General features: G+C 59.6%; 22 protein-coding genes. 12 read left to right on the top strand and 10 right to left on the bottom strand.

Going from position 1 to position 26895, the window contains the following annotated elements; all coding sequences use genetic code 11:
- Nucleotides 1-760: 760 nt before the first annotated feature.
- A complete protein-coding gene (locus ACQRAX_RS09850) occupies nt 761-2533 on the bottom strand; it encodes an ABC transporter transmembrane domain-containing protein (RefSeq protein WP_412037799.1) in 1773 nt (590 codons plus the stop codon).
- A gap of 230 nt (nt 2534-2763) precedes the next feature.
- Between ACQRAX_RS09850 and ACQRAX_RS09845 the strand changes: the two genes are divergently transcribed.
- Nucleotides 2764-2937: a PA1571 family protein gene (locus tag ACQRAX_RS09845; RefSeq protein WP_412037251.1), complete on the top strand. Its 174-nt coding sequence runs from the start codon at nt 2764-2766 to the stop codon at nt 2935-2937.
- Between the two features lie 52 nt (nt 2938-2989).
- Here the strand turns inward: ACQRAX_RS09845 and pdxB are convergent, their stop codons facing one another.
- A complete protein-coding gene (pdxB, locus tag ACQRAX_RS09840; RefSeq protein WP_412037250.1) occupies nt 2990-4132 on the bottom strand; it encodes a 4-phosphoerythronate dehydrogenase PdxB in 1143 nt (380 codons plus the stop codon).
- A gap of 155 nt (nt 4133-4287) precedes the next feature.
- Here pdxB and ACQRAX_RS09835 point away from each other — a divergent pair, with 155 nt between their 5' ends.
- Entirely contained in the window at nt 4288-5688 is a 1401-nt protein-coding gene (locus tag ACQRAX_RS09835) for an MATE family efflux transporter (RefSeq protein ID WP_412037249.1), read from the top strand.
- On the opposite strand, the gene tusA is transcribed toward ACQRAX_RS09835, so the two are convergent.
- A complete protein-coding gene (gene tusA, locus ACQRAX_RS09830; protein WP_038608848.1) occupies nt 5685-5927 on the bottom strand; it encodes a sulfurtransferase TusA in 243 nt (80 codons plus the stop codon). The two genes, ACQRAX_RS09835 and tusA, sit on opposite strands and share 4 nt — an antisense overlap.
- A gap of 144 nt (nt 5928-6071) precedes the next feature.
- On the bottom strand, nt 6072-7136 hold the full coding sequence (rlmM, locus tag ACQRAX_RS09825) for a 23S rRNA (cytidine(2498)-2'-O)-methyltransferase RlmM (protein WP_412037248.1): 1065 nt from the start codon (nt 7134-7136) through the stop codon (nt 6072-6074).
- A gap of 253 nt (nt 7137-7389) precedes the next feature.
- Between rlmM and acnA the strand changes: the two genes are divergently transcribed.
- Together acnA and ACQRAX_RS09815 are read left to right on the top strand one after the other, a co-directional pair.
- Complete coding sequence (acnA, locus tag ACQRAX_RS09820; protein WP_412037247.1) at nt 7390-10131, top strand: aconitate hydratase AcnA; 2742 nt, start codon at nt 7390-7392, stop codon at nt 10129-10131.
- A 242-nt stretch (nt 10132-10373) separates the two neighbouring features.
- On the top strand, nt 10374-11939 hold the full coding sequence (locus ACQRAX_RS09815; RefSeq protein ID WP_412037246.1) for a methyl-accepting chemotaxis protein: 1566 nt from the start codon (nt 10374-10376) through the stop codon (nt 11937-11939).
- Nucleotides 11940-11980: 41 nt separating this feature from the next.
- Here ACQRAX_RS09815 and ACQRAX_RS09810 read toward each other — a convergent pair whose 3' ends face one another.
- The 4 genes from ACQRAX_RS09810 to ACQRAX_RS09795 form a co-directional block, all read right to left on the bottom strand.
- Complete coding sequence (locus ACQRAX_RS09810; RefSeq protein WP_412037245.1) at nt 11981-12868, bottom strand: pseudouridine synthase; 888 nt, start codon at nt 12866-12868, stop codon at nt 11981-11983.
- Nucleotides 12869-12918: 50 nt separating this feature from the next.
- Nucleotides 12919-13230: a transcriptional regulator gene (locus tag ACQRAX_RS09805; protein ID WP_412037244.1), complete on the bottom strand. Its 312-nt coding sequence runs from the start codon at nt 13228-13230 to the stop codon at nt 12919-12921.
- An 88-nt stretch (nt 13231-13318) separates the two neighbouring features.
- Nucleotides 13319-13750, bottom strand: coding sequence for a D-Ala-D-Ala carboxypeptidase family metallohydrolase (locus ACQRAX_RS09800; RefSeq protein ID WP_412037243.1), 432 nt, complete (start codon nt 13748-13750; stop codon nt 13319-13321).
- Between the two features lie 93 nt (nt 13751-13843).
- A complete protein-coding gene (locus ACQRAX_RS09795) occupies nt 13844-14080 on the bottom strand; it encodes a glutaredoxin family protein (protein WP_412037242.1) in 237 nt (78 codons plus the stop codon).
- Nucleotides 14081-14257: 177 nt separating this feature from the next.
- Here ACQRAX_RS09795 and ACQRAX_RS09790 point away from each other — a divergent pair, with 177 nt between their 5' ends.
- On the top strand, nt 14258-16216 hold the full coding sequence (locus ACQRAX_RS09790; protein ID WP_412037241.1) for a monovalent cation:proton antiporter-2 (CPA2) family protein: 1959 nt from the start codon (nt 14258-14260) through the stop codon (nt 16214-16216).
- On the opposite strand, the gene ACQRAX_RS09785 is transcribed toward ACQRAX_RS09790, so the two are convergent.
- Nucleotides 16217-17425 (bottom strand): ammonium transporter, encoded by a 1209-nt coding sequence (locus ACQRAX_RS09785; RefSeq protein WP_412037240.1) that lies wholly within the window; start codon nt 17423-17425, stop codon nt 16217-16219. It abuts the gene before it with no gap.
- Between the two features lie 297 nt (nt 17426-17722).
- On the opposite strand from ACQRAX_RS09785, the gene ACQRAX_RS09780 reads away from it, so the two are divergent.
- From ACQRAX_RS09780 to ACQRAX_RS09755, 6 genes are all read left to right on the top strand, one after another.
- Entirely contained in the window at nt 17723-18037 is a 315-nt protein-coding gene (locus tag ACQRAX_RS09780; protein ID WP_412037239.1) for a DUF883 family protein, read from the top strand.
- An 8-nt stretch (nt 18038-18045) separates the two neighbouring features.
- Complete coding sequence (locus ACQRAX_RS09775) at nt 18046-18423, top strand: phage holin family protein (protein ID WP_412037238.1); 378 nt, start codon at nt 18046-18048, stop codon at nt 18421-18423.
- Entirely contained in the window at nt 18420-18752 is a 333-nt protein-coding gene (locus tag ACQRAX_RS09770; RefSeq protein ID WP_412037237.1) for a hypothetical protein, read from the top strand. The genes ACQRAX_RS09775 and ACQRAX_RS09770 overlap by 4 nt, the downstream gene beginning before the upstream one ends.
- A 149-nt stretch (nt 18753-18901) precedes the next feature.
- Entirely contained in the window at nt 18902-20233 is a 1332-nt protein-coding gene (locus ACQRAX_RS09765; protein ID WP_412037236.1) for a deoxyguanosinetriphosphate triphosphohydrolase, read from the top strand.
- A 310-nt stretch (nt 20234-20543) separates the two neighbouring features.
- A complete protein-coding gene (locus tag ACQRAX_RS09760) occupies nt 20544-21170 on the top strand; it encodes a response regulator (RefSeq protein WP_412037235.1) in 627 nt (208 codons plus the stop codon).
- Between the two features lie 8 nt (nt 21171-21178).
- Entirely contained in the window at nt 21179-24841 is a 3663-nt protein-coding gene (locus ACQRAX_RS09755; RefSeq protein WP_412037234.1) for a transporter substrate-binding domain-containing protein, read from the top strand.
- A gap of 40 nt (nt 24842-24881) precedes the next feature.
- Here ACQRAX_RS09755 and ACQRAX_RS09750 read toward each other — a convergent pair whose 3' ends face one another.
- Entirely contained in the window at nt 24882-25226 is a 345-nt protein-coding gene (locus ACQRAX_RS09750; protein ID WP_101293286.1) for a YggL family protein, read from the bottom strand.
- A 204-nt stretch (nt 25227-25430) separates the two neighbouring features.
- On the opposite strand from ACQRAX_RS09750, the gene dacB reads away from it, so the two are divergent.
- Nucleotides 25431-26894 carry a D-alanyl-D-alanine carboxypeptidase/D-alanyl-D-alanine endopeptidase gene (gene dacB, locus ACQRAX_RS09745; RefSeq protein ID WP_412037233.1) on the top strand — a complete coding sequence of 488 codons (1464 nt, stop codon included), beginning with the start codon at nt 25431-25433 and terminating at the stop codon, nt 26892-26894.
- The last annotated feature ends 1 nt before the right edge of the window (nt 26895 follow it).

The raw sequence follows: 26895 nt of genomic DNA, 5'->3' as shown, positions 1-26895 counted from the left end.
CAACCCCACTAGCAATGCCGAACCGAACATCACCAACAACCCTAGCCATACCGTCCGTTCTGCTGACTGGTTGATCGACTGGGCGCGAGCCTGAGCGTCACTGCGCAGCTGGCTGACCAACTCACTCATCTGCTCGCTGGTGGCACGGTCCACGCCCTTGACCGCCAAGTCTCCTGCGGCCGGGTCCGCACCCGCCGACAGAAATGCCTGACGTCCCTGAGCATAGGCCTGGCCCAACTGCTGGTGGCTTTGCTTGAGTTGCTCGGCACGAGTTTTCAGCGGCGCCTCGCTACGCAGGATCAACTGATCAAGAATCCCCTGCACCTGCCGCTCACGGGCGAGAAACTGCTGCCAGTACTTGTCCAGCTCAGCCGGTTGCTTGCCGCGCAACAGCACGTTCTTCCATTCCTGGACCTGGACCTTGAACTGCAGGTTGGCTTCATCGATCAACTGCGACGCCTGTAACGGCCCATTGATCAGCTGGCCATAGCCGCGAACACTGGATGACAGCAATTGAAAGCAGACCAGCGCGATCGCCAGCATCGCCAACAGGCTGCCGCCGAGCAACGCCAGAATTTGCACTCGCAAGGATTTACGCAACATCGGAAAGGAGTCCCAGAACATGGAAAGAAGTGAGCGAACTGCGGGCGAAAAAAAAAGCTGCCATCGGTCGATAGCAGCCAAATTCGAGCGTTACGCAACAGCTGGAAGCGATAGTCTCAAGGGATTGCTACAAAAATGTGACAGTGCGTCGAACCTGTCACAAATCCGTAACGGTGTTGAACTGCAAGGCTGCCAGGCGCGCATATAAAGGGCTCTCGGCAATCAACTGCCGGTGACTACCGATTGCGACCAGACACCCCTGATCAATCACTGCAATGCGATCGGCGTGCTGCACCGTGGCCAGGCGATGGGCGATGACCAGCGTGGTGCGCCCACTCATCAAGGTCGGTAATGCTTGCTGGATCAGATGCTCGCTTTGGGCATCGAGGGCACTGGTGGCTTCGTCCAACAACAGGATAGGTGCATCCACCAACAGTGCCCGAGCAATGGCCAGGCGCTGGCGCTGACCACCCGACAGTCCCAGCCCCGCATCACCCAAGTGGGTCTGATAGCCCTGAGGCAACTGCAGAATGAATTCATGGGCATGGGCACCGCGCGCCGCGGCTTCCACCTGGGCGTCGGTAGCCTCGGCATGTCCGTAGCGGATGTTCTCCTCGACCGTCCCGAAGAACAGCGCCGGGTTCTGCGCCACCAGCGCAAAGTGGCGGCGCAAGTCTTGCGGATCAAGACGGTTCAGCGCCTGGCCATCGAGCAGGATCTGCCCTTGCTGGGGGTCATAAAAACGTAGTAACAGGTCGAACAGCGTCGATTTACCGGCCCCTGAGGGCCCAACCAATGCCAAGGTTTCGCCCGCCTCGACAGTCAGGCTCAAACCATCAATAGCTGGCGGTATCGGTCGTGACGGATAGGCAAAGCGCACCCCCTGCAGCTCCAGACGCCCTTTTACCCGTGGAGCCGTGCGCTCAAGCCCGCTAGACGGCGCGCTGATCTCACTGCGCGCCGCAAACAGCTCAGCGATCCGCTCTGCCGCACCGGCGGCGCGCTGCAGCTCACCGATCACTTCACTGAGGGTGCCAAACGCACCGCCGACGATCAGGCTATAAAAGACAAAAGCAGCCAGCTCGCCGCCAGAAATGCGCCCGGCAATGACATCCATGCCACCGACCCAAAGCATCACCCCGACAGCGCCGAGCACCAACACGATCACCAGGGTGATCAGCCAGGCGCGCTGCCTGATGCGCTTGCGGGCGACATCAAAGGCCGCCTCGACCGTGCGACCGAAGCGTTGTTGATCACTGCCTTGATGGTTGTAAGCCTGTACCGTCTTGATCTGCGCGAGCGTTTCAGACACATAGCTACCGACATCAGCCACCCGATCCTGGCTCTGGCGCGACAGGCTGCGCACTCGCCGCCCGAAGATCAGGATCGGCGCCAGCACCAGCGGTAAGGCCAATACCACGATACTGGTGAGCTTGGGGTTGGTGACAAACAGCAGAACGATACCGCCCAGCACCATCAGAGCATTACGCAGGAACAAGGACAGCGACGAGCCGATCACCGACTGCAGTAAAGTGGTGTCAGCAGTCAGCCGTGACTGGATCTCCGAGCTGCGGTTGCTTTCGAAAAAACCCGGATGCAGATAGATCAGATGATCAAACACCTGCTGGCGGATATCCGCGACGCAGCGCTCACCGATCCACGACACCAGATAGAAGCGACTGAAGGTACCGATGGCCAGCGCCAGTACCAGTATCAGAAACAAGGCGATGGATTGGTTGAGCAACTGCGGGGAGCGGGTCATGAAACCCTGGTCGACCAACAGCCGAATGCCTTGGCCCATCGACAAGGTGATGCCAGCGGTGACAATCAAGGCGAGCAAAGCCAATACGACTTGCTTGCGATATGGACGAATGAAACGCCAGCCCAGACGCAGGGCTTGGCGCTGGCGAGAAGAAACGCGATTGAGCATGAAGTGGCCAAAGGTCAGCGGTTTTAGCCAGCCTACACCTGAGCACTCGTCCTGCGCCAACTAAGGTCTTCCTCAGCTACATCTAGATCGTTTCGTTCTAAGGCAACGCTGGAGGTTTACGCGCGTTTCTGGTGGACTGGAAAGGTCGTACAGTGATCACCCAGGAGCTGCCATAGTTCGGTCACTAGGCGATTCTAGTCTGAGCTTGCAACCTGATGAGGAGACAGGAAATGAGCTTGCCGCAAAGCAGTACCCAAAGCCAAAGTGCGCCTGATCCACAAACACCGGTAGGTGGTTCGATCATCGACCAGAATGGCAAAGAGATCACGATCACCGAACAAATGGTCCAGCAAGCTTGCGAGAAGCTTGAGCAAAGCCGCAAAGACGCCGCCAAGAAAGACTGAACCACTCGAATTCTTCAACCCGGCATCTACGCCGGGTTTTTATTGCCTGCCTTCAGACCAGCACACCACCCAAGGCTCGGACCATGTGTGCCAGATGTGGCGCTTCCCCCTGCAAGCGCACCTGCAGCCCTTCGATCTCGCGACGAGGCGGGTAATGCTTGCGCAAAGCATCAAAAGCGGTCTTCTGCGCCTGCGGATCACTGCTCAGGCTGCGGCGGAAGTCAGCGTCATCCCGGCGAGGGTCGTACACCGCTCGACACAAAGTGGCCAAGGCCCAGGCCGGATCGGTTTCAGCCTGCAGGCCGATCTCGGCCAGCCACGGTTGCGGCAACAAATCGGCCAATTGCACCGTCGCTGGCTGGTTACGCCAGGCACAAAAAGCCTGGTAGATCTGCGCGGTACCGCGCTGCTTGCCGTCCAGGCTGTAGCCAGCAATGTGCGGGGTGGCCAGCACACAGAGGTCTGCCAGCTCCAGATCAACCTGCGGCTCGCCCTCCCAGACATCCAGTACCGCCAATACGTCTTCACGTACCAGCAGCAGCTCACGCAACGCCGCGTTGTCAATCACCGGCCCCCGGCTGGCATTGATCAACCAGGTGCCCTGGCGCAACGTTGCCAGTTGCTCGTCAGCCAGCAAGTGCCAGCTGGCATGCTCGCCATCAGCCGTCAGCGGGGTGTGCAGGCTGATAACGTCGCACTCACTGAGCACAGTTTGCAGGCTGACAAAATCACCGCCCTCGCGGGCCTGACGTGGCGGATCGCAGACCAGCACCTGCCAACCGAGCCCACGCAGCACCTCGACCAGACGCCTGCCGACTTCACCGGCACCGACCACACCATAAGTACGCGCCGACAAGTCAGCGCCATCGAGCTCGGCCAGGGTCAACAGGCTGCCCAGCACATAATCAACCACGCCACGGGCGTTGCAGCCTGGCGCGCTGGACCACTGAATACCGGCTTGGGCGAAGTAGTCGAGCGCCAGGTGATCGGTACCGATGGTGCAGGTGCCGACAAAACGCACCTTGCTGCCTTCGAGCAACGCTTGGTCGACGCGAGTCACCGAACGCACCAGAAGGACATCGGCATCTTTCACACAGGCAGCATCAATCGTCCGCCCGGGATAGCGGCGAACTTCACCAAAACCGGCAAAAAAGGCATCGAGCAGAGGAATATTCTCGTCGGCAACAATCAGCATGGCGCTCTCCTATCGGGGTTGGCAGTGTAGGCCTTTGCAGGGGCGCTAATCCAGTTGGGGAGCCAAGCAACGGGTATATTTCCTGACCGATGCGTCAAAGCGTAGACTAGTCGGCTTTGCGCACCTTTTTTGTGGACGCCCGCCTTGTGACACCGATGACCGCTGACAGCCTTTCCCCTTCTCCGCCCTCCCGTGCCGCTCGCGTGCGCGGCGAAGTGCGCAGCCTTTTGCTGCTGGCCACTCCGATCATCATTGCGCAACTGGCTACTACAGCCATGGGCTTCGTCGACGCGGTGATGGCCGGGCGGGTCAGCCCACGTGATCTGGCGGCGGTGGCGCTGGGTAATTCAATATGGATTCCGGTGTTCCTGCTAATGACCGGCATCCTCCTGGCCACCACGCCAAAGGTGGCGCAGCGCTTCGGCGCCGGCCAACATGGCGAGATCGGTCCATTGGTACGCCAAGCCTTGTGGCTGGCCGTTGGCGTCAGCCTAATTGCCAGCGTCCTGCTGATCAGCGCCGAGCCAATCCTGCAAGTGATGAAGGTCGACCCGCAACTGGTCGACCCGAGTATGGGCTACCTGCAAGGCATTGCCTTCGGCTTTCCTGGCATCGCCCTCTACTACGTGTTGCGTTGCTACAGCGATGGCCTTGGCCGCACCCGCCCGAGCATGGTAATTGGCTGCCTGGGCCTGCTGCTGAACATTCCGCTGAACTATGTGCTGATCTACGGCCACCTCGGCCTGCCAGCCCTGGGTGGAGTGGGCTGCGGCTGGGCCAGCGGGATTGTCATGTGGTTCATGGCCCTGAGCATGGCCGCCTGGACCCGTTGGGCACCGGCCTACGACAACAGTCGGGTCCTGGTACGTTTCGAGCGCCCGCAGTGGGTGGTGATCAAGCGCCTGATGGGCGTCGGTTTACCGATCGGCATCGCGGTGTTCGCCGAGTCGAGCATCTTCGCAGTCATCGCCCTACTGATCGGCAGCCTCGGCGCAACCGTGGTGGCCGGCCATCAGATCGCCCTGAACATCAGCTCGCTGCTGTTCATGATTCCCTATTCACTGGGGATGGCGGTGACTGTGCGGGTCGGCCAGGCTATCGGCGCCGGTGACCCGCACCAGGCGCGATTCGCCGCCCTGGTAGGGCTGGGCGCCGCCTTGGTGTTTGCCTTCTTCTCTGCCAGTTTGATCCTGCTGATGCGCGAGCCAATCGCCTCGATCTACACCCCGGACACCGCCGTGATCCAGATCGCCGCGATGCTGATCGTGTATGCCGCGCTGTATCAGTTCTCTGACGCCATCCAAGTGATCGCAGCGGGAGCTTTGCGTGGTTACCAGGACACTCGGGTGACGATGATCCTGACCTTGTTCGCCTACTGGGGCATCGGGCTGCCGGTGGGGTACGTGCTGGGCTTGACCGACTACTTTGGCCCTGCCAGCGGCCCCAATGGCTTGTGGGAAGGCCTGATCGCCGGCTTGACCTGCGCGGCCTTGATGCTGTCGATTCGGCTAGCGCGCAGCAGCGGCAAACACATCCGCCGGGCCAAGCGCGCTTAATCGAGCTTCTTGCGGATCCAGTACAGGTAGGTGCCCGCGTCTTCCTGTTGCTGGACCAGTTCGTGGCCAAGAAACACGCAAAACTTGGGGATATCACGACGGGTCGACGGATCGGTGGCGATCACCTTGAGCAAGCCACCGGCGGCCAGGTCACGCACGTGCTGGTGCAACATCATCACCGGCTCCGGGCAATTGAGGCCGGTGGCGTCGAGGATGGCGTCTGGGGTGAAGTCGGTCATGGGGTACTCCGCAAATGATGGGCTATTGTCGCTCATGCAGATGACAAGGTCACCTTTGAGGGCCTCATCGCCGGCAAGGCCGCCTCCTACAATGAATGCAATCTACTTCCACCTCTGTAGGAGCCGACCTTGCCGGTCAAAGGCTCAACGCGGCTTCAGGTCCAAGCGCCGCAGGTGACAGGTCACTTCTTCGCGATCGTGATACAACTGCTTGCAACCGATTGAGACCTTGACCTTGCGCGCCTTGAAGCCTTCCTCAATGCGTTCCAGCAAACGTCGCACTTCGGCGTAGCGCTGCTTCATCGGCAACTTGAGGTTGACCACGGCCTCGCGGCACAAGCCCTCGCCCAACCAGGTCTCGAGCAAGGCCGCGCTACGCGCAGGCTTTTCGACGATATCGCAGACCATCCAGTCCACCGTCTGCTTGGGTTTATAGGTGAAACCGTCAGCCATAAGGTGTTGAACCAGGCCGGTGTCCATCAAGCTTTCGGCCATCGGCCCGTTATCGATGGCGGTCACCAGCATGCCGCGCTTGACCAGTTGATAAGTCCAGCCGCCCGGCGCCGCACCGAGATCTACACCCGTCATGTCATCGGACAGACGCGCATCCCACTGATCGCGCGGAATGAAGTGATGCCAAGCTTCTTCGAGTTTGAGGGTCGAGCGGCTCGGCGCTTCACGGGGGAACTTCAGGCGCGGAATGCCCATTGGCCACATGGCCGAGTTATCGGCCGCGGCAATCCCGGCAAACACCCGTCGACCACTGACAAACGTCAGCAGCAAGCGCGGCTTGCTTGGGTCTTCCACTAAACGCCCAGCTTTACTCAGGGCTTTGCGCAACGGCACTTCGAACTTGCGGCAAAAGGTCGAAAGCTCCTTACCGTCGTTAGTGTCCATCACCTCCAGCCACAGGCTGCCACACACCGGATAATCACCCAGGAGCTCGAGCAAGACGCTGATACGGTCGGTTTCCGGTAGTTCAACAAAACTGCCACGGGCCCACTGCCGAGGAAAAATCAACTGGGCGAAGCGCAGTTCGCGCATCAGCCGTTCAGTGCCTTGGGCATCGTTACAGATGAATTCGGCACACGCCGACTGCGGCTTCGCCTTGGCGTAGCCGGCAACATCGAGCCGGGCAGCATGCTCGGCGATTTCGGCACAGACTTCACTTTCAAAGCCCGGCCGGCAATGCATAAACAGGGTATTCATCTTCACTCCAGAACGGTTGGCGGCCAATCACCCCAACCCTGACCGGGCGCAATGCACTGCGCCGGTAAATCGGCGAATGATAAAGGAAGTTCGGAACCTGCGACACGCCCCGCCGGTCCAGTACTTGGTCAGGCCCGCCAAACAGGGCTAACCTGACCGTTCAGCCAGGTCCGTGCCGTGCGGACCGTCACAGAGGCGGTGAACCGGCGACAGCAAGGAAGATTGCCGTTCACCGGCGCAGAAGGAGTTGGTAATGCCCTCGCTCGATAGCCTGAAAACCCTCAAGTCTCTAACGGTCGCCGACCGTTCTTATCACTATTTCAGCCTGACCGAGGCCGCCAAGAGCCTCGGCGACCTGCAGCGTCTACCGATGTCGCTGAAGGTACTGCTGGAAAACCTGCTGCGCTGGGAAGACAACAAGACCGTCACCGGCGATGACCTCAGCGCCCTGGCCGACTGGCTCAAGGCGCGCCGCTCCGACCGTGAAATCCAATACCGCCCGGCGCGGGTGCTGATGCAGGACTTCACCGGGGTACCGGCAGTGGTTGACCTGGCGGCCATGCGCGCCGCCATGGCCAAGGCCGGCGGCGATCCACAGCGAATCAACCCGCTGTCACCGGTGGACCTGGTCATCGACCACTCGGTGATGGTCGACCGCTACGCCAGCCAGACAGCGTTCGCCCAGAACGTCGACATCGAGATGCAGCGCAACGGCGAACGTTACGCCTTCCTACGCTGGGGCCAGAATGCCTTCGATAACTTCAGCGTCGTACCACCGGGTACCGGCATCTGCCATCAGGTCAACCTGGAGTACCTGGGCCGTACGGTCTGGACCCGCGAAGAAGACGGGCGCACTTATGCGTTCCCCGACACCTTGGTTGGCACCGACTCACATACCACCATGATCAACGGCCTCGGCGTTCTCGGCTGGGGTGTGGGCGGTATCGAAGCGGAAGCAGCCATGCTTGGCCAGCCTGTGTCGATGCTGATCCCGGAGGTTGTCGGCTTCAAACTCACCGGCAAGCTGCGCGAAGGCATCACCGCCACCGACCTGGTGCTGACCGTTACGCAGATGCTGCGCAAGAAAGGCGTGGTCGGTAAATTCGTCGAATTCTACGGCGACGGCCTGGCCGACCTGCCCTTGGCCGACCGGGCAACCATCGCCAACATGGCCCCTGAATATGGCGCCACCTGCGGCTTTTTCCCCGTCGACCAGGTGACCCTGGATTACCTGCGCTTATCCGGTCGCCCCGAACAGACGGTGCAATTGGTCGAGGCCTACTGCAAGGAACAAGGCCTGTGGCGCCTGCCTGGCCAGGAGCCGGTGTTCACCGACACCCTGGCCCTGGACATGCACGAGGTCGAAGCCAGCCTCGCCGGGCCCAAGCGCCCCCAGGACCGGGTCGCCCTGTCGCAGGTCAGCCAGGCTTTTGACAGCTTCCTCGGTTTGCAGCTGCGCGTCTCGACCAAGGATGTCGGCCGTCTGGAAAGTGAAGGCGGTGGTGGTGTCGCTGTGGGCAATGCCGACCAGGCTGGCGAGGTCAGCTATGAACATGAAGGCCAACAGCATGTGTTACGCGATGGCGCGGTGGTGATCGCGGCCATTACCTCCTGCACCAACACCTCAAACCCCAGCGTGATGATGGCGGCCGGGCTGGTGGCGAAGAAAGCGGTCGAAAAAGGCCTGCAGCGTAAACCCTGGGTCAAGAGTTCACTGGCACCAGGCTCCAAGGTAGTGACGGACTACTACAAAGCGGCGGGCCTGACCCCCTACCTCGACGCCCTCGGCTTCGATCTGGTCGGCTACGGCTGCACCACCTGCATTGGCAACTCCGGGCCACTGGATGAGGTGATCGAGAAGGCCATTACCGGCGCCGACTTGACCGTAGCCTCGGTGCTCTCGGGCAACCGCAACTTCGAAGGTCGAGTACACCCTCTGGTGAAAACCAACTGGCTGGCCTCTCCGCCTCTGGTAGTGGCGTATGCCCTGGCCGGCAGTGTACGCCTGGACCTGAGTAGCGAACCGCTGGGCATCGGCAACGACGGCAATCCGGTGTACCTGCGTGACATCTGGCCAAGTCAGCAAGAAATTGCTGCGGCCGTTGCCAGTGTCGACACTGCGATGTTCCACAAGGAATACGCCGAAGTCTTCGCCGGTGATGCCCAATGGCAAGCAATCGAAGTGCCGCAGGCGGCCACCTATGTCTGGCAGGAGGACTCCACTTATATCCAGCACCCGCCATTCTTCGATGACATCACCGGCCCGCTACCGGTCATCAACGACATTCACGGCGCCCGGATACTGGCCCTGCTTGGCGACTCGGTGACCACCGACCACATCTCGCCTGCCGGCAACATCAAGGCCGACAGCCCGGCCGGGCGCTACCTGCGCGATAAGGGTGTGGAGCCACGCGACTTCAACTCGTACGGCTCGCGGCGCGGCAACCATGAAGTGATGATGCGCGGCACGTTCGCCAATATCCGCATCCGCAACGAAATGCTTGGCGGCGAGGAAGGAGGAAACACCCTCTACATCCCCACTGGCGAGAAGCTGGCGATCTACGATGCCGCCATGCGTTATCAGGCCGACGGTACACCGCTGGTGGTGATTGCTGGCCAGGAGTACGGCACCGGTTCCAGCCGCGACTGGGCAGCCAAAGGCACCAACTTGTTGGGCGTCAAGGCGGTGCTGGCGGAAAGTTTCGAGCGTATCCACCGCTCCAACCTGGTGGGCATGGGCGTGTTGCCGCTGCAGTTCAGTGCCGGGCAAACGCGCAAAACCCTCGCTCTCGACGGTAGCGAACACATCGATATCCTTGGCTTGAGCAACGCCAGAATCCAGCCGCACATGCACCTGACCCTGAAGATCAGCCGCCAGGACGGTCGTCAGGAACAGATCGAAGTGCTGTGCCGGATCGATACCCTCAATGAGGTGGAGTACTTCAAGTCAGGCGGCATTCTTCATTACGTGTTGCGACAATTGATCGCCTCCTGAAGTCACGGCCCGGCCTTTATGGCCGGGCCCACTACCATCGAGGTGAGGATGGACAGGCGGTCACTTGCTGACTTCTTTGTCAAAAATCTGAAATATAGCAGCTAAAGTTGCTAACTTTGCGTGAATGCCATAGCGCAGCCCAGCGCTTGGATCCTTGCGGCAGATCAAGCCGCGTAAATATTCATTCAACAAACCCCTCACGTTGCCGATAACCCTCGAAAGCCTTGCGGATTGAACAGCTAATGCGTAACAACCAGCCGATTACCCAGCGCGAACGGACTTTCCCTGCTCAACAACGCTTGATCTCGACCACCGATACCAAGGGTGTCATCACCTATTGCAACGATGCATTCGTCGAGATCAGCGGCTTCTCCCGCGAGGAGCTGATGCGCGCACCGCACAACCTGGTGCGCCATCCCGATGTGCCGCCGGCAGTGTTCGCGCACATGTGGGGCACGCTCAAGCAAGGCTTGCCATGGATGGGTATCGTCAAGAACCGTTGCAAGAGCGGCGACCACTATTGGGTCAACGCCTACGTTACCCCGGTGTTCGAAAACAATCAGGTGGTCGGCTTTGAATCGGTACGGGTCAAGCCTACGGCCGAGCAGGTACGCCGGGCCGAAGCCCTGTACCAGCGCATCAATCAAGGCCGGCCAGCAATTCCACGCCGCGACAAGTGGTTGCCTGTGGTGCAGGACTGGCTGCCCTTCATTCTGGTCAGCCAGGTCGGCTTCCTGATCGGTAACTGGCTTGGTCATTCCTGGGGCTTTGCCCTGGCCGCCGGCCTGTCGGTGCCACTGGGCCTGCTCGGCCTGAGCTGGCAGCAACGTGGCCTCAAGCGCCTGCTACGTCTGGCTGAGCAGTCCACCTCGGATCCGCTGATCGCACAGATGTACACTGACAGCCGCGGCGTTCAGGCCCGCCTGGAGATGGCCATGCTCAGCCAGGATGCGCGCATGAAGACCTGCCTGACTCGCTTACAGGACACGGCTGAACACCTCAATGAACAGGCCCGGCAGTCCGACACGCTGGCCCATAAAAGCTCCTCTGGCCTCGAGCGCCAGCGCGTCGAAACGGAACAGGTCGCTACTGCGGTCAACCAGATGGCGGCCACTACCCAGGAAGTTGCCAACCACGTCCAGCGCACCGCCGACGCCACTCAGGAAGCCAACCGCCTGACCAGCCGCGGCCGCGACATCGCCGGCGAAACCCGCGACGCCATTCAGCGCCTGTCAGCGGCGGTCGGCGAGACCGGTCTGACCGTGACCCAACTGGCGCGCGACAGTGATGAAATCGGCGGCGTGGTCGATGTCATCAAAGGCATTGCTGACCAGACCAACCTGCTCGCACTCAACGCCGCTATTGAAGCCGCACGGGCGGGTGAGATGGGCCGTGGATTTGCAGTGGTCGCCGACGAAGTTCGTCAACTGGCCCAACGCACCAGCGAATCGACCGGGCAGATCCACAGCCTGATCGCCAAACTGCAGCAGACCGCCAGCAATGCTGTGCAAACCATGGAGTCGGGCCATCGCCAGGCCGAAGAAGGTGTCGCACGGGTGATGGAAGCCGACCAGGCCCTGGTCGGCATTAGCGAAGCAGTGGCCAATATCACCGACATGGCTACCCAGATCGCCGCGGCCACTGAAGAGCAGACCGCTGTGGCGGATGAGATCAGCCGCAACATCAGCACCATCGCTGAACTGGCTGACCAGACCTCGGAACAGGCTCAGCATTCGGCGCAGCTCAGCGAAGAGCTGACCCGCACGGCCACCACCCAGTACTCGCTGGTCGAACGTTTCAACCGCTAAAAAAATCGGCGCACCCGATCAGGGGTGCGCCGGTTCCCGCCTTACCAGTCGAGCGTCAGCCGGCTTTCAAAAAAGCGTTCCTCGCCGTTCAGCGGATCCTTGAAGCGTAAACGCTGGGCCAACAACTTCAGCGGCTTGCTGTAGTCGTCCTGCTCCTGCAAAATCTCGGGATAAAACGGGTCGTTACAAATACTCGCGCCGAGCGCTGTCATGTGCACGCGTAACTGGTGGGTCTTGCCGGTAATCGGCGACAAACCGTAACGCCACAACTGGCCATTTTTCTCCAACACTTGGGCCAGCGTCTCACTGTTGGGCTGCCCTTCGACTTCCTGCATGCGGAAGAACGGCTCGCCACTGACCATCCGGCTCTTATGCACCAACGGGAACTGCAACCGCGGCAAGGCCGGAGCTATGGCTTGGTAGTGCTTGTCGATCTGGCGATTGGGAAACAGTGATTGATAGGCCGAGCGGCTGTGGGGATTGGCGGAAAACAACACCAACCCAGCCGTGTGCCGATCAATGCGGTGCAACGGCACCAGGTGGGGGTTATTCAGACGCCGAATCAGCCGCCGCAACAGCGTATGCTCGACATACTCGCCAGTCGGCGTGACGGGCAGAAAGTGCGGTTTGTCGGCCACCACCAAGTGCTCGTCGACATGCAGGATCTGCTCGTCGAAAGGGATCGGCTTCTCGTTGGGCACCTCACGAAAATAGTGGATGCGCAGCCCTGGCTTGTATGCCAGCGCCGCACTGATCGGTTGCCCCTGAGCATCCAGCACCCGCCCGCGGGCAATCCGGTCCAACCACTGTTCGCGCCCGATGGCTTTGAAATGCTCGCTCAGGCAGTCAAGCACCGTCGCCCAATTGCCAGGGGGCAGGCACACCGTACTGGCTTGTTGCTGGGCCGGATCGAAAGGGGCAGTGGCCATGGGAACGCTCGTGACAGATAGACCGTGCATTATCCCGCATGCCTGGCCCCTCAGCCAACCTGTGTTGCAGCAGCCTCAGTGAACTCCTTGAGCCAGCGCAACACCTCGACCGCCTCCCACCGACTTGGGTCGTAGAGGGCATACAGCAAGCCCTGGTAACCGACCACATCCAGCGGGCGGTGATAACCGGCACGCTGGAACAGCGCCTCGATCTCGGCGAAGCAGGTATTGAAATGCAGTTTGTTGAACGGCGTTTTGCCTTCCAGCACCAGACCATCGAGGCGCAACTCAAGCACCGCCTCGCTCACCACCGAGGTGGACATGCGATTAACGGTGTATTTCAGTTGTTCGACATTGACCATGTTCTGCACCCTCGAGGCAAGCGCCACCTCTATACTGTATTTATATACAGCATATTCAGAGTTATCGTGCGCGTCAATCAGCCCGTGCTCAGACCAGCCCAGGAAGGTAGCCGGTCCCCTTGCGAATAGTCAGCAGTTGTCGCCGCTCGGGGAGGCTAGAAAGGCCAAGATGCACCCATTGATCGTATTCAAGTATGAGTTGATCGAACATCAACGGGCTGTCTGCCACCCGTCGTGCGAAGGCCTTCGGGGTCAATCCCGGCACATTGACATCCGCCGCCAGACCCTGCATATGCGCACTGCGCGAGGAGCCTCCTATGGCACGGTTCAACGCTGGACAGCGATATCCGCTACTGACCACTATCGGTTGATCAATCAACCGACGCACCTGCTCCAGTAAAACGCAAAGGCGGCGAAGATTGCCAAGCGTTTCGGCGTCCGGAGTGTTGTCGATACCCAAGCGCACCGCGCTCTCAGATACCGTCATTTCTGCCAGGGTAAAGTGTTCACTCAGGTACATGTCCGCTCCTTGGTCTCAGTCAATACACCTAAGGATTGTCCACGTCCCTACCCTACCGTGCACGACAGGAAATCCCCCACCTGAGCAGTACTTTCAACTTAGAAAGGTCACTACCTGCTCAGCGTCGAATGGCCAGTTCAATTCGGCGCCGCTGTCACACCGGCGCAACACTGGAATTCGCAGACTGTAACGTTCGAGCATGGACTCGTCATCGGCAATATCCACCAGTTCAACCAGCAGGCCATGCTCGACAAAAGGCATCAACAACGCTTCGGCCACTTCACACAGGTGGCAGCCCAAGGTGCCGAACAATTGGCATTCAGGAAGCATTTATAGGTACCAGCAAGAGAGGGAAAGGACCATTATTCTAGGTCTGTGGCCAGAGGCCGTCGAGTGTCGGACGCCAGTGCCACCCGACTGGCTAAGGACTGACACCGATCAGCACCTGGTCAGCGACTATGATTCATGCTTGATAGTTTTTTGCCGTCTTCCTACATGGAGTGTTTTGTGTTCGCCAATCTACTGATCATTCTGGCCTCGTCACTGGTGGTCATTGCCTTCTTCAGGCGCCTGAAGTTGCCGCCGGTTTTGGGGTATTTGTGTGTCGGCCTGTTCGTCGGCCCCACGGCACTGAACTGGGTCAATGAAAGCGAAGAACTGCCGGACCTGGCCGAGATGGGTGTGGTCTTCCTGCTGTTCTCCCTGGGCCTGGAGTTTTCGCTGTCCAAAATGTTCGCCTTGCGCAAAGTGGTGTTTGGTCTGGGTAGCCTGCAGGTCATCTGCTCAGGGGCATTGTTGGCAGGCCTGCTGGCACTGATGGGCATGCCCAGTGTCGCGGCGCTGTTGCTCGGTGCGGGCCTGGCGTTGTCGTCCACTGCGATTGTCAGCAAAGAGTTGACCAGTCTCGGGGAGATCTTCAGCAGCCACGGCCAGAACGCTATTGGCGTGTTGCTGTTTCAGGATGTGATAGCGGTGTTGCTGCTGACACTGGTGCCAGTGTTTGCCGGTGAAGGGGGTCAGGCCTGGTACTGGGCCCTGCCACTGACCCTAGGCAAAACCGTGATCCTATTTATCGGCTTGCTGCTGGCCAGTCGCTGGCTGTTGCCACGATTGTTCCATGAAGTGGCCAGCTCACATTCGGCGGAGCTGTTCGTACTGCTGGCGCTGGTCATCGTCCTGCTGACCGCCTGGCTGACCCACCTGCTGGGCTTGTCGCCGGCGCTGGGTGCCTTCCTGGCTGGCATGCTGTTAGGCGAAAGCAATTACCGCCACCAGATCGAAGCGGATATCCGCCCCTTCCGGGACATTCTCCTGGGGCTGTTTTTCGTCAGTATCGGCATGCTTATCGACCTGCAACTGTTCGCTACCCATGGCCTGGAGATCGTGGCCTTGACCCTCGGCCTGCTACTGGTCAAAGGCTGCGTGGTCGCGGCCCTCGTCCGGCTACGTGGCAGTGACGCCGAAACCGCCTGGCGCAGCGGCCTGGCTTTGGCCCAGGGCGGTGAGTTCTGCTTCGCCCTGATGGCCCAGATGCAGCAAACCCAACTGTTGCCCGAGGCCATGGGTAATCTGTTGCTGGCCGCCACTTTCTGCTCGATGCTGGTCACGCCACTGCTATTGCGTGCCGCCCCCAGCATCGCCGCCCGCCTGCATCGCAAACCCAATGAAGAAGTCCAGCTAGAGGCTATCGAGGCGCAAAGCGCCGACATGAACGGCCACGTACTGATCTGTGGTTATGGCCGGGTCGGGCAATCAATTGGCCGGTTCCTGCGCAGGGAAAACATCCCCTTCATCGCTCTTGATGACGACCCGGTGCGCGTTCAGGAAGCTGCAGCTGGCGAAAATTGTGTGCACTACGGCGATTCACGCCGTGGCGATCTGCTCAGCGCTATTGGCCTTGAACGTGCGCGCCTGCTGGTGATTGCCGTGGACAAGACCGACATCGCCATGAGCGTGCTCAAGGCCGCGCGCGAACGCCATGCAGATATTCAGATTCTGGTACGCACCCGTGATGACAGCCAGCGCGAAGAACTGCGCAGCGCTGGTGCGACTGCGGTAGTTCCGGAGTTGCTTGAATCGAGCCTGATGCTGGCGTCCCATGCCCTGGTGATGCTCGGTCTGCCGATGGACCACGTACAAGCGCGTATCGATGAAGTGCGTCAGACCCGCTATCGCATGCTGCAAGCCTTCTACCATGGCGCCGAGACCAACCCGATCGACAGCGAAGGTCTGCCCAAGACCATGATGCATGCGGTCAACCTTGGCGCCGAGGCGTTTGCCTGTGGACGCCCGCTGGCTGATCTGGACCTGGAGCGATTGGGCGTCGAACTGCAGGCGGTGCAACGCAACGGCGAAGCGCTGGCAGTCGACGCCGACACCTGCCTACATGCCGGCGACGCGGTATTGCTCAGCGGTCCGTTAACCGCCCTCGAGGCCTGTGAGGCACGGCTAGTCGCAGGGCGCTGATCAGTCCTGGCTGGTGGCGCCGATCTTGTGGATCGACAGGTCGGCGCCGTAGTACTCCTGCTCCTGAGTCAGCCGCAGGCCAAGCACTGCCTTGATCACGCCATACACGGTAAACCCGCCAAGCAGTGCCACCAGGACCCCGGCCAGGCTGCCAACCACTTGGCTGATCAAACTGACGCCACCCAGGCCGCCGAGCGCTGTCTGGCCGAAAATTCCACAGGCAATGCCACCCCAGACGCCGCACACACCGTGCAACGGCCAGACACCGAGGACATCGTCGATTTTCCAGGCGTTCTGCGCCGCCGTAAAACACCAGACAAACAAAGCTCCGGCGATTGCCCCGGTCACCAGCGCCCCGACCGGGTGCATCAAGTCGGAACCTGCGCACACCGCCACCAGCCCCGCCAGGGGACCGTTGTGGAGAAAGCCGGGATCATTACGGCCGACCACCAAGGCGGCCACAGTACCGCCGACCATCGCCATCAGCGAGTTGACCGCGACCAGACCGCTGACCCCTTGCAAGGTCTGGGCGCTCATGACATTGAAGCCGAACCAGCCCACGATCAGGATCCACGAACCCAAGGCCAGAAAGGGAATATTCGAGGGCGCAAACGCCACCAGCTTGCCGTCGCGGTAACGGCCGTTGCGGGGGCCAAGCAGCAGCACCGCCGCCAACGCCAGCCAACCGCCCATGGCATGCACCACTACGGAGCCGGCAAAGTCATGGAAGCTGGCACCGAATTGCTCCTGCAACCAGGCTTGCACACCCAGATTGCCATTCCAGACAATGCCTTCGAAGAGCGGGTAGACGAAAGCCACGATAAGCACCGTGGCGCACAATTGCGGGGCGAAGCGCGCCCGTTCAGCGATACCGCCGGAAATGATCGCCGGAATTGCCGCCGCAAACGTCAGCAGGAAAAAGAACTTCACCAGACTGTAACCGTGCTCGCTACTGAGCACTGCCGCCGGCTGCAGGAAATTCACACCATAGGAAATCCAGTAACCCACAAAAAAGTAGGCCAGCGTCGATACGGCGAAATCGCTGAGGATTTTTGAGAGCGCGTTGACCTGATTTTTGTGTCGCACCGTGCCCACTTCAAGGAAGGCAAACCCGGCGTGCATGGCCAGAACCATGACGGCGCCCAGCAGAATGAACAGCGTGTTGGAGCCGTGGACCAGAGTGTCCACTGCACTTTGCAGATTATCCATGGAAGCGGCAGGCCCTTCGAAAAGCACCAAGACAGCGCGGAGTGACTCCTTTTTGCACCAGCCTGGATCATTGTTCAGCCACTTCCTCGGCCGCCCCTGCTGATATCTGGAGTTTTTCCTTGGGTTTGTCGTGGATTGGGTTAAGGTTTACAGGCCCGGTTGTCGTCTGCGCGCGACGTTAGCGCAGGCATCGGACCTGAGCGCACCTTGGCATAGCAAAAGCTGTACCAGCGCATTGCACTGAACCTTCACCAACGCGCGCGACTCGAAATAGCCACACACATTAAGGAGAGCCCCATGACCAGCAAATCGGCAAAGACTGCTCAAGACATATTGATGGCTGACTTCCAGGCTTTGGTTCGTGACACCGAAAAATTGCTGGAGCACACCGCGACCCTCGCCGGTGATCAGGCTGACGAATTGCGCGAACAGATCCACGACAGCCTGGAACGTGCCCGGGAAACCCTGCAACTGACTCAGGACTCTGTCCGCGAACGTGGCCAGGCGGCCCTGGGCGCGACAGAAGACTATGTACAGAGCAATCCTTGGCAATCGATCGGCATCGCTGCCGGTGTCGGCTTTTTGATTGGCCTGCTGGCCAATCGGCGCTGAGGTTGACTATGGATAGTGAATCGAACAGCTCCAGCACAGCCTCGAGTAAACGTCTGGGTGCAGCCGTACTCGGCCTGTTGCACGGCCATGTCGAACTGTTCGGCATTGAGCTGCAGGAACAGAAAGCACGCACCCTGAGCCTGCTGCTTTTTGCCGGCCTGGCGCTGGTCTTTGCCCTGCTGTTGCTGGTCGCGCTTTCGGCGCTGGTGCTGGTGCTGTTGTGGGACAGCTACCGTTTGGCCGGGGTTATCGGCCTGTGTGTGTTTTATGGTTTAGCCGCCCTGTTCTGCGGCCTGCGCCTTAAAGCTGCCGTGTACGATGAGTCATCACCGTTCAGCTCAACCCTCGAAGAACTTGCCAAGGACCGGGAGCGCCTGTTGCCATGAGCCTGACCGAGCTACCGAACACCACCAACCGTCGCGAACTGCGCAAGGCGCTGGTGCGCCTGCGCCTGGAGATGCATCGCCAGGAAATCCGCCATGAGTCCGGACAGTTGCTCAACCCGCTGACCCGCCTGCGCGCCATGGGCGATAGCCTGCAAAGCGGACTAGGGATCAAACATGCACCTTTGTGGGGGATTGGCGCAGTGGTGGTGCTGGGGTTTCTGACGGGCAAAGGCGCCAAGAACGGTAGCCTGACTCGGATGATTCGCCTCGGCGGCAGCCTGCTGCCGCTGCTCAAGCTGTTTATGCAAGGTACTGCTAACAAGCGCTGATAGCTTGCCCTAGCACCTGCTATAGCCGCTGCCATCGGGCTGCGATTGGGCGCGATGCGGCCATAAAACCTGAACCACAGCAAAGTAACTTGCAGCCACCACGCCGACACGGGAAGCTAGGCACCAGCCCCTGTATCGGAGAACTGGCCTTGGACTGGCACACCCTGCTCACCCGCGAACGTCTCGGCAAGACCCTGCACAGCCCCGAAGAATTAGGCCGCAGTCCTTTTCACAAGGACCACGACCGGATCATTTTTTCCGGAGCCTTCCGCCGTCTGGGACGAAAAACCCAGGTGCACCCGGTCTCCAGCAATGATCATATCCACACCCGCCTGACCCACTCGCTGGAGGTCAGTTGTGTCGGCCGCTCGTTGGGTATGCGGGTCGGTGAGACCCTGCGCCAGCAGTTGCCGCAATGGTGCGAACCCAGCGATCTGGGCATGGTTGTGCAGTCGGCATGCCTTGCCCACGACATTGGCAATCCGCCTTTCGGTCATTCCGGCGAAGATGCCATACGCCATTGGTTCCAGCAGGCCGCCGGGCGCGGTTGGCTCGACGCGATGACCGAGGCCGAACGCGGCGACTTCCTCAATTTCGAAGGTAACGCCCAGGGCTTCCGGGTGCTGACACAACTGGAGTACCACCAGTTCGACGGTGGTACACGCCTGACCTACGCCACCCTCGGCACCTACCTCAAGTACCCATGGACAGCTCGCCATGCCGATGCTCTGGGCTATAAAAAACACAAGTTCGGTTGCTACCAGAGCGAGCTACCGCTGCTCGAACAGATTGCCCGCAAACTCGGCCTGCCACAGATCGAGGAACAACGCTGGGCCCGGCACCCACTGGTGTACCTGATGGAAGCCGCCGATGACATCTGCTACGCCCTGATTGACCTGGAAGACGGTCTGGAAATGGAGTTGCTCGACTATCCCGAAGTCGAATCGCTGCTGCTCAGCCTGGTCGGTGATGACCTGCCGGAGACCTATCGCCAATTGGGGCCTGCCGACTCACGGCGGCGCAAGCTGGCGATTTTGCGCGGCAAGGCCATCGAACACCTCACCAATGCCGCCGCCCGCGCCTTTGTCGAACAGCAGGACGCCTTGCTGTCGGGACAACTGCACGGCGATCTGGTGGAGCACATGCACGGCCCAGCCAAACGGTGCGTCCTGCAGGCCAAGGACATGGCACGCAAGAAAATCTTCCAGGACAAGCGTAAAACGCTGCATGAAATCGGTGCTTATACGACTCTGGAAATTCTACTCAACTCCTTCTGTGGTGCTGCACTGGAACAACACGGTGGGCGTACGCCTTCGTTTAAAAGCCGGCGCATCCTTGACCTGCTCGGCAACAACGCCCCGCACCCTTCGGCGTCGCTACATAGCTCATTCCTGCGCATGATCGATTTCATTGCCGGAATGACCGACAGCTATGCCAGCGAAATGGCCCGGGAAATGACCGGGCGTTCAAGCCCGACTTGACGACGTAACGCGACCAGTCAGGCGTGTGCCCGGTGCCGGCCACACGCCTGGCGATACCCTAGTGAATTTTTATGTAGGACCCTAACCACACAAGGCAAATAACATTAAACAAGGTGGTTATCCAGAAACACAAAGTTACTAGTTACGCTATTTCTCGGCACAGCACCGAGCAACATTTGTAGTCCTTACCTGCATTTAATGTCAGATATTTCCCATATAACAATTAACTCCCATTGGGTTCGTGTGCGCCCTCTTCTATCTGCGTTAAGGTGCCTGCCTAAATTCTGGCTCCTTATCTGGAACGTTCAACATGCACTCTGTATTTATCATCGACGATCACCCGGTCATCCGCCTGGCGGTGCGCATGCTCCTGGAAAATGAAGGCTATCGCGTGGTCGGAGAATCGGATAATGGCGTCGACGCCATGCAAATGGTCCGCGAATGCCTGCCAGACCTGATCATCCTCGACATCAGCATCCCCAGGCTTGATGGCCTGGAAGTCCTTTCACGCTTCCACACCATGGCCATTCCACTGAAGATTCTGGTCCTCACCGCACAATCACCGGCATTGTTTGCCGTTCGCTGCATGCACTCTGGCGCCGCCGGTTATGTCTGCAAACAGGAAGACTTGAGCGAATTACTCAGTGCCATTAAAGCGGTGTTATCGGGGTACAACTACTTCCCCAGCCAGGCAATCAATACGCTTCGCCCTCAAGGGGATGAACACCATGAACTGGAGTTATTCAAACTGGTCAATGACCGGGAACTGATGGTATTGCAACTTTTTGCCCAAGGCAGAAGCAACAAGGAAATCGCCCAAGGCATGTTTCTCAGCAATAAAACTGTCAGCACCTATAAGAAACGCTTGATGCAGAAGCTCAAAGCCGAGTCACTGGTCGAACTCATCGAAATGGCCAAACGCAATGCCCTGGTTTGAGCTGGGCCATGCCTAGGCGCATCCTCTTTTGTTGCCTGTGCAGCACCGTGGTGTACCTGTTCCTGCTATCCACGGCATGCGCCGATGAGGTCCAGGCCAGCCCGTACAGGTTGCTCAGTCGTTCACAGCAGCCGCTGAACTGGAAACTCTCACTGACCCCGGCACAACATCGCTGGATTGAAGGCAAAGAGCAATTATTGCTGGGCACTTCGGCACCGGATTACCCGCCCTTCGACATGACGGCCAGCGGTCGCGATTACGAGGGTCTGACCGCTGACGTTGCGGGAATTCTGGGAGCAGCCTTGGGCTTGCGAATACAAGTACGACGCTTCGCCAGCCGCCAGGAAGCGGTACAGGCGCTGACCCTGGGTGAAATTGATCTGCTTGGTAGTGCCAACGGTTTCGAGGCAGCCACACCGGGGGTAGTACTTTCCAGGCCCTACGCAGTGGACCAGCCGGTCATAGTAACCCGGGAAGACGAAAACCGGCCCCTGGATACCGGCCTGGCGAACCTGCGCCTGAGCATGGTTTATCACTACCTGCCACTGGCCGAAGTACGGGCCAACTACCCCCATGCAACGATCCAGACCTACCCTTCCTACCAAAACGCAATCAATGCTGTCGCCTTCGACCAGGCTGATGTGTTTTTGGGAGATACCATTTCCACTCACTACCTGATCAACCAAGGCCACCTGCAGAACGTCAAAATGGCCAATTTCGGCAAGCACGAGCCTGTCGGTTTCAGCTTCGCCGTACAGCACAGCAATCGCATTTTGCTGGCACTGATCAATGCCACCCTCGACAACATCTCCAGTAACACCCGAGAAAGCATCTTCAAACGCTGGAGCGCCGGGAGTGACATCCTCCTGACTGATCGCAAACTGCAACTCTCGCAACGTGAAGAGCGTTGGCTAAGCCACCACCCGGTAGTACGCGTGGTGGTCAACCAAACCTCTGCCCCCCTGACATTTTTCGATAACGCCGGCAATTTTCGCGGGATTGCCGCCGACCTACTCGAACTGATTCGCCTGCGCACCGGCCTGCGTTTCGACATCCAGCGCGCCGACGGCATCAGCGCCATGATCGACCGGTTGAACCAGAATCAGGCTGATGTGATTGCCGCCATTTCCCCGAGCAAGCGCCGGGAAAGCACCTTGATCATCAGTCGCCCCTATCTGGAAAATTCTTATGTGCTGATGACCCGTCAGGGCGACAACCAACCCGCCTCGGTGGAACAGCTACCTGGCCGGCGTGTGGCACTGACCCGTGACAGTCCGCTGATCGACAGCCTGCGTGAGCGGGTACCCGGTATCCAACTGGTGCAAACCGAAAGCAGCACGCATTCGATCTCACTCCTCACCAGTGGCCATGTCGACGCAGCCATCACCGCGCTGATCAACGCCAATTTCAGCCTGGCGTCCCAACGTGGCTTGATCATTCGCAGCACTGTCGGCGCTGACCCGGCGACCTTTTCTATGGCCACCGCTCGGCATTCCCAGGAATTGGCCTCAATCCTCGACAAAGCCCTTCTAAGCATTGCCCCGGAAGAGCTGGGGGTAATCAATAGCCGTTGGCGGGGCTACAGCACCGACACCGATGCCTACTGGAGCAAGTACCACCAACTGGTCTTGCAGATCGTGCTGGGTACCAGCCTACTGTTGCTCCTGTCATTGGCCTGGAACGCCTGGATGCGCCGCCAGATCAAACAGCGCGAAGCCGCTGAGCGCGCGCTGGGTGACCAGCTCGAATTCATGCGCACACTGCTCAATGGCACGCCTCACCCCATGTACGTGCGCGATCGTGATGGACGGTTGCAGAGCTGTAATGACAGCTACCTGGAAGCCGTTCAGTTGCAGCTCGATGAGGTATTGGGCAAGCGTGTGCAGGAGGGTGCACTGGGCGACAATTGCTATGCCAGCCAGATCCAGGCCGACTACCAGCAAGTGATGCGCGATGGTGAGCCGTTGGTCGTCGACCGCCCGCTATTGATCAATGACCAGGCAATAACCATCTATCACTGGATCCTGCCCTTCAGGGACTCACTCGGGGACGTCCAGGGCATCATTGGCGGCTGGATCGATATCAGCGAACGGCGCCAACTGATTCAGGACTTGCGCAAGGCCAAACAGCAGGCCGATGACGCCAATCGTGCCAAGAGCACCTTTTTGGCGACCATCAGCCATGAGATCCGCACGCCGATGAACGCTGTCCTCGGCATGCTTGAACTGACCCTGGAAAAAGCCGATCAAGGCCAACTGGACCGACCCGCCGTTGAAGTAGCCTACAGCTCGGCTAAAGACCTGCTGGCCTTGATTGGTGACATCCTCGATATCGCCCGCATCGAATCCGGGCACCTGTCCTTGGCCCCGGAACGGGCCAACCTGGCAGAACTGGTGGAGTCCGTCGCGCGGGTATTCGATGGTCTGGCGCGCCAGAAAAACCTGCCCCTGATGATCCGCATTGCCGAAAACGCACGTGTTGATGTGCAACTGGACCCACTGCGGGTCAAACAGATTGTTTCAAACCTGGTCAGCAACGCTATCAAGTTCACCGAGCGCGGCCAGGTTATCATCGACCTAGCCCTGGTCCCTGGCCCCGAAACAGGCCTTGCCAGGTTTGAGTTGACGGTACAGGACAGCGGTATTGGCATTCATGAACAGGACCAGCAACGCTTGTTCCTGCCCTTTGCCCAAGCCAACCCTGACAGCAGGCTGGCGCGCAGCGGTACCGGTCTGGGCCTGGCGATCAGCCGCGATCTGTGTGGGCTGATGGGCGGCAGCCTGACCTTGCACAGCGTGTTTGGCCTGGGAACCCGTGTACACATCAGCATGCCGGTGACACTGATATACCGCCCGGCCGAAGAACCGGTAGCTCCTCCTGAACCCTGCGTTGTCATTGCTGCGCTGAAGATACTGGTGGTTGATGACCACCCTGCCAATCTGCTCCTGATGACCCAGCAACTGAACCACCTGGGCTTGCAGCATCGCAGCGCTGATAATGGCCTGGAGGGATTGAAAATGTGGCGGCGAGAAGCATTCGACGTGCTGATCCTTGACTGCAACATGCCCACCATCAATGGCTACCAGTTCGCTCAGGCTGTGCGCACCGAAGAGGCTGAACGGCACTGGCCACGCAGCACGATCCTTGGCTACACCGCCAACGCCCAGCCCGAGGTCCGCGAACGGTGTCTGCAGGCAGGCATGGATGACTGTCTACTCAAGCCGATCAGCCTCAAGGCCCTGAGCCAGCGGCTGACCAGGGTACAGCCGCTGCCCGAACGTCCCGCCGGAGCCAATACGGCCCTGTTCGACCTGGAGAGTTTGCAACCGGTGGTGGGCAACAGCACCGTTGACCTGCAAGCATTGCTAACGCAACTGCAGGACAGCTTCAACAAGGACCGTTTGACCCTGGAAGCGCTTGACCCAAAGCTGCAAGCCAATCGATTGCAGGAGGAGGCGCATCGGATTCTCGGCGCCGCACGGATCATTCAAGCCAGCATTCTGATCGATGCCTGTGAACAACTGGAATCAGCTTGCCAGTCGAACGCACCGCCCACCACGCTCGCGCTTCATCAGCAACAGGTGGCAACGGCGATGACCGCGCTGGAACAAGCGCTAAAGCAGTACTTGCGCCAAGACAGTGCCAGCAGCGTTGCAGCACAGGAGCGCTAAAACAAAACGGCGGCCACTGGGGCCGCCGTTTGTTCAGGCATCAGGCAACCGGATTGATCGGGTTTTCCGGATACCAGGCGTCCAGCAGCGGGCTGACTTCGATCTTGGTCAGCTCGTTGCGGCCTTTGAGCCAGCTTTCAACGGCAGCGCGCTGTTCTTCAGTGACCGAGCCACGGTCTGCCTTGCAAACCAGGCCGAAGTCGTCGCCGCCAACATAGTCCAGACCGTTGGCATCCATCGCCTCGGTCAGGAACGCATCGAGGAAGGCATCAACGGCTTCGTCGGACAGATCTTCCTTGAACTCCAGGTTCAGTTCAAAACCCAGCTCCTGGAATTCATCCACGCAGAGTTTTTTGCGCAGACGGCGCGAACGGTTAGTGGCCATGAAACAATCCTCTTAAGTAATTACGCGCGGCACTTTACCAGTTTCACCACGAGGTTGCCGGAATAAAAGCCGATAAGCCGGCCTTTCGCACTGCCCCATCAGCCCGCGCCTTGGGGCATAATGCGCGCTATATTTTTCGTATCGGGGCCTTCACCTTTTCTTGCTCCGTTTTTTTCACCCCTCGCTCGCAGGGTTTTATTGCACATGATCAGATCTCTTCGCCCTTTTCTGCTTGCCGGCCTGCTCCTGCCTGTTGCCCTCTCTTCCCAGGCGGCGGCCGTCAACACCACGCTGCCGGCTAAAGTCCAGCAAGCGCTGAAAACCAATAAATTGCAGGATTCAGCCCTGTCGCTAGTGATGCTGCCGCTCAACGGCCCCGGCACACCCACGGTGTTCAATGCCGACGTCTCGGTCAACCCGGCTTCGACGATGAAGCTGGTCACCACCTATGCGGCGCTGGAACTGCTCGGCCCGACCCACCAGTGGAAGACCGAGTTCTACAGCGACGGCCCGCTGCGCAATGGCACCCTGCAGGGCAATCTCTACCTCAAAGGCGGTGGTGATCCTAAGCTGAACATGGAAAAGCTCTGGCTGTTGATGCGCGACCTGCGTGCCAATGGGGTACAGACCATCAGTGGTGACCTGGTACTCGACCGTAGCCACTTCGTCCAACCGGTACTGCCGCAGTTCAACGATGACGGTGGCGACGAAAACAAACCGTTCCTGGTCAAGCCCGATTCCCTGCTGATCAACCTCAAGGCACTTCGCTTTGTCGCCCGCAATGACGGCGGCAAAGTGCTGGTGTCGGTGGAGCCACCAATTGCCAACATTCGCATCGACAACCAGGTCAAAGCGGTTAACAGCAAGCAATGCAAGGGCGACGTGCGCTACAACCCGGTGACCCAGGCCGATGGTGTTACGGTGGTGGTTAGCGGGCAGTTGGGTGACGGCTGCAACTCACAGACCTATCTGTCGCTGCTCGACCACCCTGCCTATGCTGCTGGTGCGGTACGCGCCATTTGGAGCGAGCTGGGTGGCACCATCCAGGGGCGTGACCGCGTCGATGCAGTACCGAAAAGCGCCCGCCTGCTGGCCCGCGCGTTCTCGCCCGACCTGGTCGAAATCATTCGCGACATCAACAAGTACAGCAACAACACCATGGCCCAGCAGTTGTTCCTGAGCCTTGGCGCGCAATTTCGTACCGATGCCGACGGTGACGACGCCCGAGCGGCGCAACGGGTCGTACGCCAATGGCTGGCGAAAAAGGGCATCACCGCACCGCACCTGATCATGGAGAACGGCTCCGGTTTGTCCCGTGCCGAACGGGTCAGCACCCGGGAAATGGCTGCCCTGCTGCAAGCCGCCTGGAAAAGCCCCTACGCCGCCGAGTTCATCAGTTCGATGCCGCTGGTCGGCATGGATGGCACCATGCGCAAGCGCCTCAAGCGCACTGCCATGACCGGTGAAGCGCACATCAAGACCGGCACCCTGAACACCGTCCGCGCCATTGCCGGCTACAGCCGCGACAGTAACGGCAACACTTGGGCGGTGGCGGCGATCCTCAACGACCCGAAACCCTGGGGCGCCTCTGCGGTGCTCGACCAGGTATTGCTGGACCTGTATCGCCAGCCAAAACTGGTCAACAGCACCGCTTCGGTTCAACCCTGAT

The organism is Pseudomonas sp. UM16, assembly GCF_050312595.1.
Taxonomy (GTDB): domain Bacteria; phylum Pseudomonadota; class Gammaproteobacteria; order Pseudomonadales; family Pseudomonadaceae; genus Aquipseudomonas.
Note: the sequence above shows the minus strand (reverse complement) of the source record. Positions and strands in the feature narration are given on the sequence as shown.

Bases quoted from the DNA above. Each gene is read 5' to 3' on its own strand.
- ACQRAX_RS09845 (WP_412037251.1), top strand. From the start codon at position 2,764: ATGAGCTTGCCGCAAAGCAGTACCCAAAGCCAAAGTGCGCCTGATCCA.
- ACQRAX_RS09760 (WP_412037235.1), top strand. From the start codon at position 20,544: ATGCACTCTGTATTTATCATCGACGATCACCCGGTCATCCGCCTGGCG.
- ACQRAX_RS09795 (WP_412037242.1), bottom strand. From the start codon at position 14,080: ATGCTTCCTGAATGCCAATTGTTCGGCACCTTGGGCTGCCACCTGTGT.
- ACQRAX_RS09755 (WP_412037234.1), top strand. From the start codon at position 21,179: ATGCCTAGGCGCATCCTCTTTTGTTGCCTGTGCAGCACCGTGGTGTAC.
- acnA (WP_412037247.1), top strand. From the start codon at position 7,390: ATGCCCTCGCTCGATAGCCTGAAAACCCTCAAGTCTCTAACGGTCGCC.
- ACQRAX_RS09785 (WP_412037240.1), bottom strand. From the start codon at position 17,425: ATGGATAATCTGCAAAGTGCAGTGGACACTCTGGTCCACGGCTCCAAC.
- ACQRAX_RS09835 (WP_412037249.1), top strand. From the start codon at position 4,288: ATGACCGCTGACAGCCTTTCCCCTTCTCCGCCCTCCCGTGCCGCTCGC.
- ACQRAX_RS09775 (WP_412037238.1), top strand. From the start codon at position 18,046: ATGGATAGTGAATCGAACAGCTCCAGCACAGCCTCGAGTAAACGTCTG.
- rlmM (WP_412037248.1), bottom strand. From the start codon at position 7,136: ATGAATACCCTGTTTATGCATTGCCGGCCGGGCTTTGAAAGTGAAGTC.
- ACQRAX_RS09750 (WP_101293286.1), bottom strand. From the start codon at position 25,226: ATGGCCACTAACCGTTCGCGCCGTCTGCGCAAAAAACTCTGCGTGGAT.
- pdxB (WP_412037250.1), bottom strand. From the start codon at position 4,132: ATGCTGATTGTTGCCGACGAGAATATTCCTCTGCTCGATGCCTTTTTT.
- ACQRAX_RS09810 (WP_412037245.1), bottom strand. From the start codon at position 12,868: ATGGCCACTGCCCCTTTCGATCCGGCCCAGCAACAAGCCAGTACGGTG.
- ACQRAX_RS09800 (WP_412037243.1), bottom strand. From the start codon at position 13,750: ATGTACCTGAGTGAACACTTTACCCTGGCAGAAATGACGGTATCTGAG.
- ACQRAX_RS09805 (WP_412037244.1), bottom strand. From the start codon at position 13,230: ATGGTCAATGTCGAACAACTGAAATACACCGTTAATCGCATGTCCACC.
- ACQRAX_RS09850 (WP_412037799.1), bottom strand. From the start codon at position 2,533: ATGCTCAATCGCGTTTCTTCTCGCCAGCGCCAAGCCCTGCGTCTGGGC.
- ACQRAX_RS09780 (WP_412037239.1), top strand. From the start codon at position 17,723: ATGACCAGCAAATCGGCAAAGACTGCTCAAGACATATTGATGGCTGAC.
- dacB (WP_412037233.1), top strand. From the start codon at position 25,431: ATGATCAGATCTCTTCGCCCTTTTCTGCTTGCCGGCCTGCTCCTGCCT.
- ACQRAX_RS09815 (WP_412037246.1), top strand. From the start codon at position 10,374: ATGCGTAACAACCAGCCGATTACCCAGCGCGAACGGACTTTCCCTGCT.
- tusA (WP_038608848.1), bottom strand. From the start codon at position 5,927: ATGACCGACTTCACCCCAGACGCCATCCTCGACGCCACCGGCCTCAAT.
- ACQRAX_RS09770 (WP_412037237.1), top strand. From the start codon at position 18,420: ATGAGCCTGACCGAGCTACCGAACACCACCAACCGTCGCGAACTGCGC.